The sequence below is a fragment of the Skermanella aerolata KACC 11604 genome (assembly GCF_000936425.1).
GTDB lineage: Bacteria > Pseudomonadota > Alphaproteobacteria > Azospirillales > Azospirillaceae > Skermanella > Skermanella aerolata.
On sequence record NZ_AVFK01000006.1, the window covers coordinates 85,013 to 101,245 of the forward strand.

The window sequence follows — 16,233 nt, forward strand, 5'->3', positions numbered from 1 at the left end:
TGGAACTCGCCTGAACAGGACTTCTGCCCGGCAAACAGGCAAAGGGCCTTATTCTATGGCATACTTACGGATAGGGTGCCTTCAGGCCCCGCAGTACGGTTTTGACTTGGGAGTTAAGGACCGGTTTCTTCGATCTCTATGTGATAATGGTGAACGTCCACTATGGATGTCGTCAAGCATTTTTTAACCAATGAACGCAAAATTTGGCTCAGGCGCTCGTCGGCGCTGGGTCGTACAGGTGGCAGTTCACCAAATGCGGCCGGTCGGGCGTTCCGATGTTCCGTTCCGCCGGGACCACGCTCCGGCAATGGTCCATGACGTTCGGGCAGCGCGGATGGAAGGGACAGCCCGGCGGCGGGAACTCCGGGTTGGGCAGGTCGCCTGCCGGAACCGCGCGCACCCGCCGCCGCTCCGGATCGGGCTGCGGGATGGCCGACAGCAGCGCCCGCGTATAGGGATGCGCCGGACCGGCGTAGAGCGTGTCCACGTCGGCCAGTTCAACGATCTGGCCCAGATACATCACCGCGACCCGGTCGCTGATGTAGCGGATCACGCCGAGATCGTGGGAGATGAACAGGTAGGACAGCTTCAGCTCGGCCCGCAGCGCCACCATCAGGTTGAGCACCTGGGACTGGATCGACAGGTCCAGGGCGGATACCGGCTCGTCGGCAACGACCAGCTTGGGCCGCAGCGCTATCGCCCGCGCGATGCCGATGCGCTGGCGTTGCCCGCCGCTGAACTCGTGCGGGTAGCGCCGGGCGGCGTCCGATGGCAGGCCTACCTTCTCCAGCAGCCCCGCCACTTCGCGCAGCCGTTCGGCGCGAGTGCCGATACCGTGGATGTCCAGCGGCTCCCGGATGATATCGCCGACGCTCATCCGGGGATCGAGCGAGGCGTAAGGGTTCTGGAAGATGATCTGCATGTCGCGCCGCTTGGCGCGCAGAGCGCTTGCCGACAGGGCGCGCAAGTCGGCGCCGTCGAACCGGATCTCACCCGAGGTCGGCTCGACCAGTCGCAGGCATAGCCGCGCCAGGGTGGACTTGCCGCACCCGGATTCCCCCACGATGCCGACGGTCTCGCCCCGGCGCTGGCGCAGGCTGACGCCGTTGACGGCGTGGATGACGCCGCCGCCCTTGATCGGGAAGTGCTTGGTCAGGTTCTCGACCACCAGCAGGTCGTCGGGTTCGGAGGTCGAACTCATGAAACGGGGTTCCAGCAGGCGAAGGCGTGGCCGTCCGCTCCGCCCGCAAGCGGCGGCATCTCGACCCGGCATCGCGGCAGCACGTTCGGGCAACGATCAGCGAAGGGGCAGCCGGGCGGGCGGTTGCCGGGATTGGGCACCATGCCGGGGATGGTCGGCAGGACGCCCCGCTCGCCGTCGAGCTTCGGGATGGAGGCGAGCAGCCCCGCCGTATAGGGATGCCGGGGATTGGCGAACAGCGGACGCACGGGAGCCTTCTCGACCACCCGCCCCGCATACATCACGACGACATGATCGCAGTATTCCGCGACTACGCCCAAGTCGTGGGTGATCAGCAGGATCGCCATGCCGAGCCGGTCGCGTAGGTCCGACAGCAGGGCCAGGATCTGCGCCTGGATCGTCACGTCAAGCGCGGTCGTCGGCTCGTCCGCCACCAGCAGCCGGGGCTCGCAGGCGAGCGCCATCGCGATCATGACGCGCTGGCGCAGGCCGCCGGACAGCTCGTGCGGATACTGCTTCAGCCGCCGTTCCGCGGCACCGATGCCGACCAGCTTCATCAGCTCCAGGCAGCGCTCGTGCCGCTCATTTCGGCCAAGATTGGTGTGAAGCCGGAGGGCCTCGTCGATCTGCCAGCCGACCGTGAAGGTCGGGTTGAGGCTGGTCATCGGCTCCTGGAAGATCATGCCGATGCGGTTGCCCCGCATGTCGCGCATGGCATGTTCGTCCAGCGACAGCAGGTCCGTGCCGTCGAAACGGATGCCGCCGCGATCGACCCGGCTGGGCGGGCTGGGCAGCAGCCGCATCACCGACATGGCGGTGACGCTCTTGCCGCAGCCGGATTCGCCGACCAGACCGACCACGGCGCCGACGTCGAGCGTGAACCCGACGCCGTCCAGCACCGTGACCCTGCCGCCGGTCGAACTGCCGAAGCTGACGGTCAGGTCCTCGACTTCCAGCAGAGGCGTCAGGACAGCACCACGCGCGGGAAGTAGAAGCTGACGACCCAGTTCGGCATGTCCACGATCTCGCTGACGCGCAGGTCGCCGCAGACGCTGCACAGCATGTAGGCCTCCACGGCGGACATGCCGTGACGGGCCGTCAGCAGGTCGATCATGCCGGAGACGGCAGCCCGCGCGCCCTCCATCAGGTCGGGACCGACGCCGGTGGTGACCTCGTAGCCTTCCGCGTCCAGGTGCCGGGTCACCGGTCCGCTGGTGGTAAAACGCGGGAAGCGGTGGTTGGCGCCCTTGACCAGATCGAACTTCAGCGTGACGTCCATCGGGCTTTCGATGGCGGTGCCGCAAACCTCGCCGTCGCCCTGCGCAGCATGGGTGTCGCCGACCGAGAACAGGGCGCCCGCCACTTCGACCGGCAGGTACAGCTCGGTCCCGGCGCACAGGTCGCGGACATCCAGGTTGCCGCCGACCCGGCGCGGCGGCACGACGCTGTGCAGGCCGGCTTCACCAGGGGCCAGACCGATCGTACCGGTGAACGGCTTCAGCGGCACCCGACCGCCCGGCCCGTAGAGGGCCGGGGTCATCGCGGCGGCATCGTATTTCCAGATGTGCAGCGCCGCCTCGGTGAACTGGTCCGCCAGCAGGCCGAAGCCCGGAATATTGGCGGTCCAGCCCCAGCCCGACGGTTTGAAGCCGACCAGCGTCACCTTCAGCGCATCGCCCGGCTCGGCGCCGTCGATCCAGACCGGGCCGGTCACCGGGTTGACCTTGCCGAAGTCCAGCTTGGCAAGGTCAGCCAGCGTGCTGTCGGGACCGAGCTGGCCGCCGGAGCTGTCCACGGTCTCGAACTCGACCGTCTCGCCCGGCGCAATGGTCAGCGCCGGGGTGAAGCTGTTGTCCCAGCCATGGTGGTGGCAGTGGCGGTGGATGGTATGGCCTGCGCCATGGGCATGGTTGCCGGGGATGTGATTACTGGACATCGGTTGCGTACACGTGTTCGTAGTTGACCGGGATGTGGACGGGATCGACGAAGATGGCGTCGGGACCGCCCATGCGGGCGCTGTGCATGGTGAAGCGCTGCTCGTTGAAGACGGGAGCCCAGGGCGCGTCTTCCATCACCTTCAGGTAGATGTCCCGCCACGCGGCCTCACGCGCTTCCTTGCTAGCCGGATCGACCATGGCGTCGGCCTCGGCCGCCTTGGCGTCCAGGTCCTTGTTGCAGTACCACGACCAGTTCCAGCCACCCGGCACCGCGCCGGCGCAACCCAGGATCGGACCGTAGAAGTTGGACGGATCGGGGAAGTCGGCGATCCAGGCCATGCCGCCCGACCAAATCATCGCAGCGCCTTCCTTCTCTCCCCCCGCCGCGATGACATTGGCCTGGGCCAGCGTCTTGACGGCGGCCCGGATGCCGACGGCGGCCAGATCCTGCTGGATCGCCTGGACGATGCGCGGGTTGGGATCGGTGTTGTTGGCAAGGATCTCGGTGTCGAACCCATTGGGGAATCCTGCTTCCGCCAGCAGCGCCTTGGCCTTGGCCTGATCGAACGCGTAGCCCTTGTAGTCCGGCGCGTAGCCCGGCATCGACGGCGGCAGCGGCTGGGTCGCCGGCACCGCGCGGTTGTTGATGATGCGGACGATGCGGTCCTTGTTGATCGCCATGTTGACGGCCTGCCGGACCTTGACGTCGTCGAACGGCTTCATGGTCACGTTCAGGGTGACATAGCCGGTATGGAGCTGGGTCCCGACCGCGATCAGGTCCTTGTTGGCGGGGTTGTTCTTCACTTCCAGGAAGCGGGCGGGCGGGATCGGGTCGCCCAGCACGTCGACCTCGCCGCGCTCCAGACGCAGCAGGGCGACGGTCGGCTCCTGCCCGATCTCGAAGGTGATCTGATCCAGGTGCGGCAATCCCTTCTCGTGGAAGTCCGGGTTCCGCTCCAGCACCAGCCGCTGACCCAAGGTCCATTCCGACATCTTGAAGGCGCCGGTGCCGACTGGCTTCTTGCCGAAATCGGCGCCCGCCTTCTCGACCTCCTCCTTGGGCACGGCGAAGGAGAAATTGATCGCCATCACGTGCAGGAACGTCGCATCGGGACGCGACAGCTCGATCTTGACGGTCTGCGGGTCTACCACGTTGATGCCGGACAGCGCGCCGTTGGCGGCGGCAGCTTCCTCGAACCCCTTGATCGAGCCGAAGAAGCCGGCGCCGGGGCTCTGGGTCGCCGGGTTGACTGCCCGCTCGATCGAATACTTGATGTCGTCCGCCGTCAGCACCCGGCCGTTGTGGAACTTGACGCCGGGCCGGAGCTTGAAAGTGTAGGTCAGGCCGTCCGGCGACATCTGGTAGCTCTCCGCCAGATTGGGGCGGAGGTTGGTGGTGCCGGGCTCGTAATCCATCAACCCGTCGAACAGCGACTTGATGATCGACCAGTTCTGCCAGTCGTAGCCGATCGCCGGGTCCAGCGTCGCGATGTCGTCCTTGTAGGTCACGACCATGGCGCCGCCATTCTTGATCTCGGCGGCGTTGGCAGCGGTGAGGGCGGGAGTCAGGGCCGTGGCACACAGCAGCGTTGCCGCCAGGGCCGTGGAAAGCATCAGGGTACGCATGTTCGTAAAGCCTCCTGCACCGTTTGTTTTGTTCGTTGTCTGCTTGAAAACAGGCTCGTGGACGTCAGCGGAGCTTGATGCGCGGATCGGCGAGCGGCGCTATCAGGTCGGCCAGCAGGTTGCCCAGCACGATGAAGACCGCCGCCGTCAGCGTGACGCCCATGATTACGGGGATATCGACCTGCTGGATCGCCTGCCAAGTCAATTGGCCGATGCCCGGCCAGCCGAACACCGATTCCACGACCACGGCGCCGCTCATGAAGATGCCGATGTCCAAGCCGATCATGGCGATCAGCGGCAGCACGGCGTTCCGCAGGGCATGAATGTAGACGACCCGGCGTTCACCCGCTCCCTTGGCGCGGGCGGTGCGGATATAGTCCTGGCGCAGCACGTCGACCATGGAACTACGGGTCATCCTGCTGTACCAGCCGCCGCCCAGGATGCCCAGGGTCAGGGCCGGCAGAACCAGATGGGCGAAGGTGCCGTAGCCGCCGATCGGGAACCACTGAAGCCGGACAGCGAAGACGTAGAGCAGCAGGATGCCGACGACGAACTGGGGTGCGGACACCCCCAGGAACGACGCCACCATGACGGTCGTATCGGCGGGCTTGCCGCGCCGGACCGCCGCCAGGATGCCGGCTCCCAGCCCGATGACCAGCTCGCAGACGATGGCGCCGGCCATCAGCAGCAATGTGGCGGGTAGCCGGCTCCAGACCAGCGGGGCCACTCCCGTCCGCTGGATGTACGACCGGCCCATGTCGCCCTGGACCAGATTGCCCAGATAGCGCAGGTATTGCTGCCACAGCGGCAGGTCGAGGCCGAGTTGCTGGCGGATCGACTGCACGGTGGCAGCCGTCGCCGAGCGCCCGGCGATTTGACGGGCCGGATCGGCCGGCAGAAGATAGAGCAGGACGAATGTCACGAAGGTGACGCCGAGCAGGATCAGCACCGCCTGGACGATCCGCCGCGCCAAATACGCCGCCATCGCTCAGCGCCCCCGCTGGGTCGGGTCGAGCGCGTCGCGCAGCCCGTCGCCGACAAGGTTGAACGCCAGCGCCAGCAGCAGGATCGCGGCGCCGGGGATGAAGACCAGCCAGGGCGCCGTCGCGAAGTAGGTCTGGTTCTCGTAGATGATGTTGCCCCAGGACGGCTCCGGCGGCCGGACCCCGATGCCGAGGAACGACAGCGTCGCTTCCAGCAGGACGGTGGTGGCGATGCCCAGCGTCGCGTAGACCAGCACGGTCGGCACCAGATGCGGCACGATATGGCGGAACAGGATGCGCGGCCAGTTGGCCCCCAGCGCCCGGCAGGCCTCGATATAGTCGCGCTCGGCCAGCGCCGTGGTTTCGGTATAGACGACGCGGGCGATCTGGACCCAGTTCACCATGGCGATGACCAGCGCCACGATCAGCAGGGACGGTTGGAAGATCGCCGCCAGCGCTATCGCCAGCAGCAGCGCCGGGAACGCCATCATCAGGTCGGTGAACCGCATGATGACCGATCCGACCACGCCCCGCACATAGCCCGCCGTGACGCCGAGCACCGTCCCCAGCAGCACCGCGACGCCGTTCGCCAGGACGCCGACGACGAGCGAGGTTCGGGCGCCGTAGATCAGGCGGGACAGCAGATCGCGGCCAAGCTGGTCGGTCCCCAGCCAGAACTCGGCGTTGGGTGGCAGCGGCGCCCCTTCCAGCGTCAGTCCTTCGAAGAACTGCTCGTTCGGCGGATAGGGCGCCAGCCACGGTGCGAACAGAGCGGCCCCGACGATGACGGCGATCAGCACCAGCCCGAACAGGGCGATGCGGTTGGCGGCGAAACGCTTCAGGCCCCCGGCCATTCAGCACGCCCTGCAAGTCGTGATCGAGGTGTCCATTCCTGCGGCTTTCAGAGCCAATTAGTTGGCTACGCAAACAACCTGCCTAGCATAGAGCAAGGCATCCGATCACGTTCAACTATTTGAATCGGCAGGTAATTGCCTTCGGGCTGGAGTGTTACCCCGTCCGTGACCGACGGGGCCGGATCCTACCGCCGGCTGCGCGCGAGTACCGCCAGCTGGAAGAAAGCGCGGGCACAGACTGTTTCGTCCGGCATGTTGGTGCGCTTGCAGTCTGCCTCGGCCTCGGTCAGGCGGTCGAGGCCCTGGCGCAGGGCCGCGGGCGACCAGCGCTTGGCCTGCGCGATGAACTGGTTCTTGACCTTGAAGAACAGCGGCGGGCGCAGCGATCCTACGGCGCGTTCGAGCGAATCGCCCCGCTGGACCTGGGCCACCACCAGCTGGAGGCGCTGGAAATGGCGCTGCGCCGTGCGGAGGATCGGAACCGGACTCATGCCCTCGGCGAACAGGCGGCGGAGCGCGCGGTCGACGCCGGCGAAGTCGCCGTCGCCGGCGGCCCAGCAGGGGGCGTCGAGTTCAAGGGCGCCGCTGTCGCCGATGCAGGCTTGGGCGTCTTCCAGCTCGACCCGGCCGGGACCGCCCATATAGGTCACCAGCTTCTCGATCTCGCCCCGCGCGACCATCCGGTTGCCGACGAGGTTGGCGGCGAGGAAGTCGCGGGCGTCGGCGCTGACGGTCAGCTTGTGCCCTGCCAGCATCGACCCGATGGTGTCGGCCAGGGCCGATTCATCCTCGACGTAGCAGGGAATCGGGGCGCCGTAGTCGGAGTTCTCGAACAGCGCGCGGAGCTTGGAGGCCTTGGGCAGGTCGCCGGCCTCGACCACCACCATGCTGTCGCCGCCGGGCATCGACTCGAACAGGGCGGCGAAGGAACCGGTGACACCGTCGTCGGCATCGCGGACACGGATCAGGCGGCGACCGCCGGTCAGCGACATCGACGCCACTTCGTCGGCCAGCCGGGCCGCGTCCTTGGCGATCGCGGAGCCGAGAATATCCACGACGCGGAAGGGATCGTGCTGGTCCGGACAGACGCCACGCGCCACCGTGTCGGCCCGCTCGCGCACCAACCCGCTGTCGGGACCGTAGAACAGCACCGCCCGGACCGAGGGGTCCGGGCGACGCAGGAAACCATCGATGCGGCCAGCCGCAACCTTCACCACGGCCTGCTCCCATGAGAAGCCTTACACGACCGCATGCTCAGACAATCCTATGCTCAGATGACCACGTTGACGATCCGGTTCGGCACGTAGATCAGCTTGCGGACCGGCTTGCCTTCCATGGCGCGTTGCACGTTTGCGTCGTTCAACGCCGCTTCTTCCGCAATCTCCTTGGCGGCGTCGCGCGGCAGCGGAAGCTGGGCGCGGAGCTTGCCGTTGACCTGGACGGCCACCACGACGCTCTCGTCGACGACCAGCGCCGGATCGGCTTCCGGCCAGGGCGACTCGGTCAGCAGTTCGGCATGGCCCAAGCCCTGCCAGAGTTCCTCGCCCAGGTGCGGCATCATCGGGCCGATCAGCTTGACCAGCGTCTCGTAGCCTTCGCGCAGCACCCAGCCCTCGCCGGCGCCCTTGCCGTCCAGCTCGGCCAGCGCGTTGGTCAGCTCGCGGACGCGGGCGACCGCCTTGTTGAAGCGGAACTTCTCGACATCGTCGCCGAAGCCGTCGATCGTCTTGTGGACGATCCGGCGAGCCGCCTGCCCTTTGTCGGAGATCTCGGCCGGCTGCGGGCTGCCCGCCGGGGCAAGTTCCACGGCGGGTTCGGTGATCAGGCGCCAGACGCGGGCGACGTAGCGCCACGCGCCGTCGATGCCCGACTCGGTCCATTCCAGGTCGCGTTCCGGCGGGCTGTCGGACAGCAGCAGCAGCCGCATGGTGTCGGCACCGTAGGTGTCGATGATGTGCTCGAGCCCGACGACGTTCTTCTTGGACTTGCTCATCTTCTCCAGCCGGCCGATCTCGACCGGCTCGCCGCCGTCGATCCGGACAGGCACGCCGTCGCGCTGCTCGACCTCTTCCGGGTAGAGCCACTGGCCCTGAGCATCCTTATAGGTCGCGTGGGTCACCATGCCCTGGGTCATCAGACCCTCGAACGGCTCGGCCACGCTTAGATAGCCGCAGTCCTTCAGGGCACGGGTGAAGAAGCGCGAGTACAGCAGGTGAAGCACGGCGTGCTCGACGCCGCCGATATACTGGTCCACCGGCAGCCAGTAGTCCGCCGCACTCCGGTCGAACGCAGTCGTCGTCTCGTGCGGGGAGCAGAAACGGGCGAAGTACCAGGAGCTTTCGAAGAAGGTGTCGAAGGTGTCGGTTTCCCGCCGGGCCTCGCCGCTGCAGGTTGGGCAGGCCACGTGCTTCCAGGTCGGGTGATGGTCCAGCGGATTGCCCGGCTGGTCGAAGCTGACATCGGTCGGCAGTTCGACCGGCAGGTCCTGTTCCGGCACCGGAACGATGCCGCAGGCGTCGCAATGGATCACCGGGATCGGGCAGCCCCAGTAGCGCTGGCGGCTGACGCCCCAGTCGCGCAGGCGGTAGATGGTCGTGCCCTCGCCCTTGCCCGTCGCCTCGATCCGGCCGATCGCCTCGCGCTTGGCGGACTCGACGTCCAGCCCGTCGAGGAAGCCGGAATTGCGCAGGACGCCTGGGCCGGTATACGCCTCCGTCCCGACTTTGAAGCTCGCAGGGTCGGTGCCTTCGGGCACGACCACGGGCAGCACCGGCAGACGGTACTTGTTGGCGAAGTCCAGATCGCGCTGGTCATGCGCCGGGCAGCCGAAGATAGCCCCCGTGCCGTATTCCATCAGCACGAAGTTGGCGACATAGACCGGGAGCGTGCGGGTCTCGTCGAACGGATGAATCGCCTTCAGCCCGGTGTCGAAGCCCAGCTTTTCCGCCGTTTCGATAGCCGCTTCGCTGGTGCCGATGCTGTTGCACTCGGAAATGAAGGCGGTCAGATCGGGGTTGCCGGCAGCCAGACGCGCCGCCAGCGGATGGTTGGGCGAAACCGCGACGAAGCTGGCGCCGAACAGCGTATCGGGCCGGGTCGTGAAAACCTCGATCTTGTCGGCGTCGTCCATTAGGTCGAAGGTGAAGCGCAGGCCGGACGACTTGCCGATCCACTTTTCCTGCATGGTCCGGACCTTGTCCGGCCAGCGGTCCAATTTGGTCAGCGCGTCCAGAAGCTCGTCGGCGTAGTGGGTGATCTTCAGCACCCACTGGTTCAGCTTCCGCTTTTCGACCGGGGCGCCGGAACGCCAGCCGCGCCCGTCGATCACCTGCTCGTTGGCGAGCACGGTGTTCTCGACCGGGTCCCAGTTGACCCAGCTTTCCTTGCGGTAGGCGAGACCGGCCTTTAGGAAATCGAGGAAGATCTTCTGTTCGTGCCGGTAGTATTCCGGCGCGCAGGTCGCGATCTCGCGCGTCCAGTCGTACGCGAGACCCAGCGTCTTCAGCTGGTCGCGCATGGTCGCGATGTTCTGGTAGGTCCAGTCGGCGGGATGGACCTTGTTGGCGATGGCGGCGTTCTCCGCCGGCAGGCCGAAGGCGTCCCAGCCCATCGGATGCAGCACGTTGAAGCCGCGCGCCCGCTTGTAGCGGGCGACCATGTCGCCGATCGCGTAGTTGCGGGCGTGGCCGACATGGAGGCGTCCCGACGGGTACGGGAACATCTCCAGCACGTAGTATTTGGGACGGCCGGGGTCCTCGGTCGCGATGAAGCTACCGCGCTGGTCCCAGATCGCCTGCCACTTAGCTTCGGTTTCCTTGGAATTGTAGCGCGACATCAAGCATCCCTCATCCCGCCCCGGATGCCCCATGCCAGGGGCGGGCGACAACTGACCGTAATGATATGGCCGTAACGATATTGGCGATCGTAACGATATTGGAAGATTACCGGCTGTCGGCGGTCTGGGCGATCCGGAGCTGGCGGGCGCGCGTCAGAATCGTGTCCTCCAGCTTGCTCGCCGTCTCGGTATTGACGCCGGCGTCACGCCAGTCCCCGGCGCCCTGCGCTCCGGTCGAAGCGGCCGTACCGCCGCCGCCTGCATTGCCGCGCTGCTGACGGAAGACGCTGACGCGTACGCCATCGGCGCGAAGCTGCCGGTCGAGGATGTAGAGGTTGACCTTGAACCGCTCGTTCGGCGTTTCCGGCGGGGAATACCAGTCGGTCAGGATCACGCCGCCGAAGGGGTCGGCCGAAACGATCGGCATGAAGGCCAGCGTATCGAGCGAGGCGCGCCACAGATAGCTGTTGACGCCGATCCCCTGCGTATTCTGCGTTTCGGCTTCGGCCCGGCGCGGCCCGAGCAAAGTGAAGCCGCCCTCGCCGCCCAGGATGCTGCCGTAGCGGTACCGCTTGTCCTCGTCCGGATCGGGGAATGTGGCTTCCGGCTTGACGCCGGCGCAGGCCCCGAGCAGCAGGGTGGCGCCCAGCATGCCCCATAGGAGAGCGGTCCGGGCACGGCCGGATGCAGGCTGCCGGGATATGGCAGGCCGGGTGGCAAGCTGGGCGGAGGTAAGCGGAAAACGGGCCATTTATCTGACATCTTCTGCGGTTCAGGCGCCGGAAAATAGACCATAGGCCGCCGCCAAAGCAAGCGATCGGTCAAGGGGAACGGAAAATGGCTCCCCTTTCCCGGCGGCGGAGCCCATCCGAGCGGTTAATCCGGAAGTGGCAAAATTGTTACGCCATGTGGCTGATCTATCGAAAGAGGTATAATGAGATTGCCTCGCATATCCCTTAAATCCCAAGAATAGGGCGAACGGCCGGCATGGCCTAATCCATTACGGGGATATAGATGCGCAAGATCCTTCTCGCCACGGCTTCGGCCTCCGTGCTTTGCACCTTCGCCATGCAGGCTCAGGCACAGATGATCGTCACGCTCGGTGGCTACACCGAGTTCTTCGCCGGCCTCTTCAACGACCAGCTCGGCGCCAACCGCAACACGCGCGATTTCGAGCTTGAGACGGAAATCGTCGTCAAGGCGGACGGCAAGGCCGACAACGGCCTGCTGTACGGCGTCAAGATCGAGCTTCAGAACAGCACGCCCAACGTCGGCACCGGCGTCGGCACCGACGAGGCCTCGATCTATGTCGGCGGCCAGTGGGGCCGTTTCGAACTGGGCGATTTCGACGGTGCGGCCGATACCCTGAAGATCTACGCGCCGGTCGTCGGCATCGAGCAGATCGACGGCGACTATACCGACTTCGCGGGTGGCCAGCCGAACTTCGGCATGCATATCCCGAATTCCGGCGACTCGACCAAGATCATGTACCTGACCCCACGCTTCGCGGGCTTCCAGGGCGGCGTCAGCTATACGCCGGAAGCGGGCGACGAAGGACAGCGCGTCGTACAGTTGAAGAACACCAGCACGTACAAGGATGTCGGCGAGTTCGGCGTCAACTACACGGGTGAGTTCTCCAACTTCGGGCTGTCGGTGGGTGCGACGCTGACCACGGCCGACGGCACCACCGGCGGCGGCGTGAAGGATTTCACCGCCTGGAACCTGGGCGCGCAGATTTCCTACGGCCCCTTCATCCTCGGCGGCGGATACGTCGATGCCGGCGACTTCCTGGTGCCGACCACCGGCGCGATCGACGACGATCAGACCGCATGGCATATCGGCGCCAGCGTCACCACCGGCCCCGTCGCCATCGCTGTCAGCTTCCTGGATGCCGAAGGGTATTCGGGGACCAATGGCGGCTACAGCACCGAGTACCGGGCCTATAGCGTCGGCGCCACCTACGCCCTGGCACCGGGCCTGACCCTGGAGACCGAACTCACCATGTTCGAGGACGATTACCTGACCGGCACGCGCGGCGCCACGACCGCCGGCAGCAACGATGGCTATGTCTTCATCGTGGGTACGCGCCTCGATTTCTAATCCGGCGGTTCGATCGGTTGCGAAGCGGCGGCATCCCCGGATGCCGCCGTTTTTCATTGCAGGTTTTCAGTGCGGAGCAGTTTCGACAAATGTGCTTAAAACGCCACACTGTGGATGCTTCTACACGGTGGCGGTGACTCCGGCGTTGCAAGCTCAAGACTTACGGATTAATCCCAATTGCATATCCCAACAGGGATAATCCAAAAGTTCCAGAGGGAGTTAAAATCAATGAGGAAGATCCTCCTCGCCACCACCGCCCTGGCCGCTTTCGCCGGTTTCTCGTCCGCCGCCAACGCTCAGATCACCGTCACCCTGGGTGGCTACACCGAGTTCTTCGGCGCGATCTACGACAACAATCTCGTCAACGGCACCGACCGCGAATTCCAGGTCGAAGCCGAGATCGTGGTCAAGGCGGACGGCAAGGCCGACAACGGCCTGCTGTACGGCACCAAGGTCGAGCTTCAGACGACCGGCACCGGCGCCAACGGCGCCAGCAACAACGGCGTGACCACCGACGAGGCGTCGGTCTACCTCGCCGGCTTCTGGGGCCGCGTCGAACTGGGCGACTTCGACGGCGCGTCCGACACCCTGGCGATCTACGCCCCGCTGGTCGGCGTGGAAGGCATCGACGGCGACTACGCCGACTTCATCACCAACACCGGCGTTATCAACGGCGTCTCGGTCGAAATGGGCCGCCAGCCCTGGGGCGCGATCATCAAGAACCCGGACAGCAGCGACGCGACCAAGGTCATGTACCTGACCCCGCGCTTCTCTGGCTTCCAGGCCGGGTTCAGCTACACGCCGGAAAACGGTGACGAAGGCCAGAGCGTTGTCGGGCTGAAGAACACTTCCGGCTATTCCGACTTCCTGGAATACGGCATCAACTACACCGGTAACTTCGACGGCCTGACCGTCGCAGCCAGCGCCACCGGCACCAGCGGCAACGGCAAGGGCACGACCGCCACCACGGCGCTGAAGAACTTCTCCGCCTGGCAGGTCGGCGCCCAGATCGGTTACGCCGGCTTCAAGCTTGGCGGCGGCTATGTGGATGCCCAGAACTTCAACGTTCCGGTCCGCACCGACAGCGGCGACCAGCATGCCTGGCACGCCGGCGCCAGCTACACCACCGGCCCGATCGCGGTCGGCCTGAGCTATGCCGACGCCGAAGGCTACAAGCGCGCGCCCGGCACCTATGCCGAACAGTACCAGGTCTATGGCGTCAGCGGTGCGTACACCCTGGCTCCCGGCCTGCTGCTTCAGTCGGACCTGATGTTCGTCAACGAGGAACTGAAGGCCAATGCCGCTACCGCCGTCAAGCGCGACACCGACGAGTACGTGTGGCTGATCAGCACCCGCGTCAACTTCTAAGGTTCTGCCGGTCACCTGACCGGGAGTTCTGGAGCTTTTGGATCCGGGGCGGTGGTGAAAACCACCGCCCCGATTTCTTTGGGAGTTCTCGGTTTTCAGTCTTATCAGCAATGCCAAGATCGGATTGGGCTCGAACTTGATAAACAAACAAAATATACGTAATATACAGATTGTACACGTAGCTTGCATGGAGGCGCTGATGCCCCCGGTTTCCACTGCGGAATTCATTCGAAATTTGGGCACCTTCCAGCGAATGGTCGCTCGTGAACCCATTGAGGTCATCAGCCACGGCAAGATCGCAGGCGTGTATGTTTCAGCGGAAGACGCGGCACTTCTGAAGCGCATCCGTGCATCGCGACCAGCCTATCACCCTTGAGAACTACCGGACGAATTCCGGAAAGCGCTGCGGAAGGCTGAACCAGGTTCGGAAAGCGACGGTCTCGACCATTTGATGGACGAGTGATCCTTGGCCTTACCTGTTCCCGTGCCCGGCCTTATGATCCGGTATTCTTATCTCTGGCGTTCCGACCGCGACGCGGGACATCGAATGGCCTGGATACGATCTTGAACAGATACCCGGCATGCCGGATCAGTTTGCATATGGCTATCTTCCTCGAAAACTCTTCTACAGGTTACGTGACGCTATCCTGGCGCATAACACGCCCGTTCAAATGACGAGAAGGAACTGACGTTAAAATACCAAGGACCGACGATGTTGACTGGCGAGGACGCTGATGCCGTAGGTCGGACTAAAGCGAAGCGGTAGCCGACACAGACGCGCCTGCCTGTCGGCTGCCGCTTCGCTTTAGGCCGACCTACGAGGCTCACGGTATTACGTAATGATGCGGATGAAAACGTGAGGTTGTCATGCATACAACCAAGCTAACTAAAGTTGGCAATTCCACGGGTCTGATCCTGCCGCGTGACGTGCTCGCCGCCGCCGATCTTCAAAGAGTTGATGAGGTCCGTATCGAAGTTCGCAGTGGGCGAATAGAGATCACCAAAACCGTTGAAACTTGCAACAGCACTATGGATATCGGCCAACGCTTTGCGGCGCATTACCGGCGTACCATGGCGATCCTTTCTAAATGAGATGGTTCCTGATCCGCAATCGGCTCACGCGATCTCCACCACCTTCATGTTGCCAAGGTCGGTCAACAATTGCCGACGGGCTTTTTCGTTGAGGCTGGGATGGGCTTCGGCGAATTCCGACTCGGAGAAGCTTTCACGGCCGACGACCCAGGAGACGGGACCCTCGACGCCCGGAGGAATCGGCACGGCGCGGCGGTCGTCGCCCAGCTGCCAGCCGTTCTGGCCGCGCGTCACTTTCAGGCTGGCGCTGCGGCGGCGCCAGCGCTTGGCGAGCGCGTCGCCAGGCAGGTTCAGGGTGCCACGGTCGTAGTGAAAAGCCCGCATATGGGCGGCGAACTGGCGGAGGATCGCGGGTTCGCGCACGTAATCGGCGATTCTGGCGCCAAGTGCGGCCAAATGGTCGGCCATCGGGCCGACGTCCCCGCCGACGGCCTCGGAGCCTGGCGACGGCACCGTGCGGCGGAACAGCGGGTCATGGACCGCGCGTTCGAACAGCATCGAGATCAGGTCCAGCCCGATCACGGAGGTCAGCCCGAAGGCGATGTGGATGCTGGTCTCGGCGGAGGCCAGCGCATCATGGTACCAGCCGCGCGGCAGATACAGCACATCGCCCGGCTTCAGCGTCACCTCCATCGTGACCGGTCCCTTGTGCTTGTCGTGGAATTCCTGACCCAGCGACTTGAAGAAGGGATGGGCGATCGGGTCCTCGAAATGGCGCTGATAGAGCCGCCACGTCTTTTCCCCCGTGACGTGGAGCGCGTAGACGTCGTGGGTGTCGAAATGGCTGCCGAAAGCCTGATGCGCCCGCCATGAGCAGTAGAGATTGGCCTGGGCCTTGCCGCCGAGCCCCTGCTCCAGCGCATTGGCCGCCGCTTTCAGGCCGGGCGTCAGGCTGTCGATGTCGTTGCAGACCAGCGAGGCGCCGCGCCGCAGCCAGGTCCCGACCTTGTCGAGATCGGCCATCATGGCGTCGCGCCCTTCCCTGTCCTGGGCCGGACGGCAATATTCCGCAGGCTCGAGGATCTTGGTGTCGAGCACGAGCTGGAGCGACTTGCCCGTCCATATGCCGGACTGGCTCAGGAGACCGGACAACGTCGGCCAGTCCATCACGGAGGCCAGCTTGTCCGCGGTACCGGGGATGTGGACCGGCTTCTTCCCGTGGTAGTCGCGGAAGAATTCCTCCGGCGTCAGCGGATACAGGATATCGGCGAGGCTTGCGATCTGCTGGGGCATGGTA

At 65.0% G+C, this 16,233-nt stretch carries 14 protein-coding genes; 4 read left to right on the forward strand and 10 right to left on the reverse strand.

What is annotated here, in order from left to right; translation table 11 throughout:
• Positions 1-208: 208 nt before the first annotated feature.
• From N826_RS09765 to N826_RS09805, 9 genes are all read right to left on the reverse strand, one after another.
• Positions 209-1,201, reverse strand: coding sequence for an ABC transporter ATP-binding protein (locus N826_RS09765; protein WP_044428114.1), 993 nt, complete (start codon positions 1,199-1,201; stop codon positions 209-211).
• Entirely contained in the window at positions 1,198-2,259 is a 1,062-nt protein-coding gene (locus tag N826_RS09770; protein ID WP_244619494.1) for an ABC transporter ATP-binding protein, read from the reverse strand. Before N826_RS09770 ends, N826_RS09765 begins: the two co-directional genes overlap by 4 nt.
• Positions 2,166-3,137 carry an acetamidase/formamidase family protein gene (locus tag N826_RS09775; protein WP_044428116.1) on the reverse strand — a complete coding sequence of 324 codons (972 nt, stop codon included), beginning with the start codon at positions 3,135-3,137 and terminating at the stop codon, positions 2,166-2,168. The genes N826_RS09770 and N826_RS09775 overlap by 94 nt, the downstream gene beginning before the upstream one ends.
• Entirely contained in the window at positions 3,127-4,764 is a 1,638-nt protein-coding gene (locus N826_RS09780) for an ABC transporter substrate-binding protein (protein WP_044428119.1), read from the reverse strand. Before N826_RS09780 ends, N826_RS09775 begins: the two co-directional genes overlap by 11 nt.
• Before the next feature lie 64 nt (positions 4,765-4,828).
• Positions 4,829-5,749 (reverse strand): ABC transporter permease, encoded by a 921-nt coding sequence (locus N826_RS09785; protein WP_044428121.1) that lies wholly within the window; start codon positions 5,747-5,749, stop codon positions 4,829-4,831.
• Between the two features lie 3 nt (positions 5,750-5,752).
• Complete coding sequence (locus N826_RS09790; protein WP_044428122.1) at positions 5,753-6,601, reverse strand: ABC transporter permease; 849 nt, start codon at positions 6,599-6,601, stop codon at positions 5,753-5,755.
• A 185-nt stretch (positions 6,602-6,786) separates the two neighbouring features.
• Positions 6,787-7,815, reverse strand: a complete 1,029-nt coding sequence (holA, locus tag N826_RS09795) for a DNA polymerase III subunit delta (RefSeq protein WP_044428517.1) — start codon at positions 7,813-7,815, stop codon at positions 6,787-6,789.
• Between the two features lie 56 nt (positions 7,816-7,871).
• Positions 7,872-10,469, reverse strand: a complete 2,598-nt coding sequence (leuS, locus tag N826_RS09800; protein WP_373866625.1) for a leucine--tRNA ligase — start codon at positions 10,467-10,469, stop codon at positions 7,872-7,874.
• A 73-nt stretch (positions 10,470-10,542) separates the two neighbouring features.
• Complete coding sequence (locus N826_RS09805) at positions 10,543-11,187, reverse strand: DUF3576 domain-containing protein (RefSeq protein ID WP_244619493.1); 645 nt, start codon at positions 11,185-11,187, stop codon at positions 10,543-10,545.
• A gap of 263 nt (positions 11,188-11,450) precedes the next feature.
• On the opposite strand from N826_RS09805, the gene N826_RS09810 reads away from it, so the two are divergent.
• The 4 genes from N826_RS09810 (at position 11,451) to N826_RS41615 (ending at position 14,996) form a co-directional block, all read left to right on the forward strand.
• Entirely contained in the window at positions 11,451-12,536 is a 1,086-nt protein-coding gene (locus N826_RS09810) for a porin (RefSeq protein ID WP_044428126.1), read from the forward strand.
• 228 nt (positions 12,537-12,764) lie between these two features.
• On the forward strand, positions 12,765-13,904 hold the full coding sequence (locus tag N826_RS09815) for a porin (RefSeq protein WP_044428127.1): 1,140 nt from the start codon (positions 12,765-12,767) through the stop codon (positions 13,902-13,904).
• Positions 13,905-14,091: 187 nt separating this feature from the next.
• Positions 14,092-14,280, forward strand: a complete 189-nt coding sequence (locus tag N826_RS42945; protein ID WP_147040367.1) for a hypothetical protein — start codon at positions 14,092-14,094, stop codon at positions 14,278-14,280.
• A gap of 491 nt (positions 14,281-14,771) precedes the next feature.
• A complete protein-coding gene (locus N826_RS41615) occupies positions 14,772-14,996 on the forward strand; it encodes an AbrB/MazE/SpoVT family DNA-binding domain-containing protein (protein WP_084720631.1) in 225 nt (74 codons plus the stop codon).
• 24 nt (positions 14,997-15,020) lie between these two features.
• Here the strand turns inward: N826_RS41615 and N826_RS09820 are convergent, their stop codons facing one another.
• Positions 15,021-16,229 carry a cupin domain-containing protein gene (locus N826_RS09820; protein WP_044428519.1) on the reverse strand — a complete coding sequence of 403 codons (1,209 nt, stop codon included), beginning with the start codon at positions 16,227-16,229 and terminating at the stop codon, positions 15,021-15,023.
• Positions 16,230-16,233 lie beyond the last annotated feature (4 nt).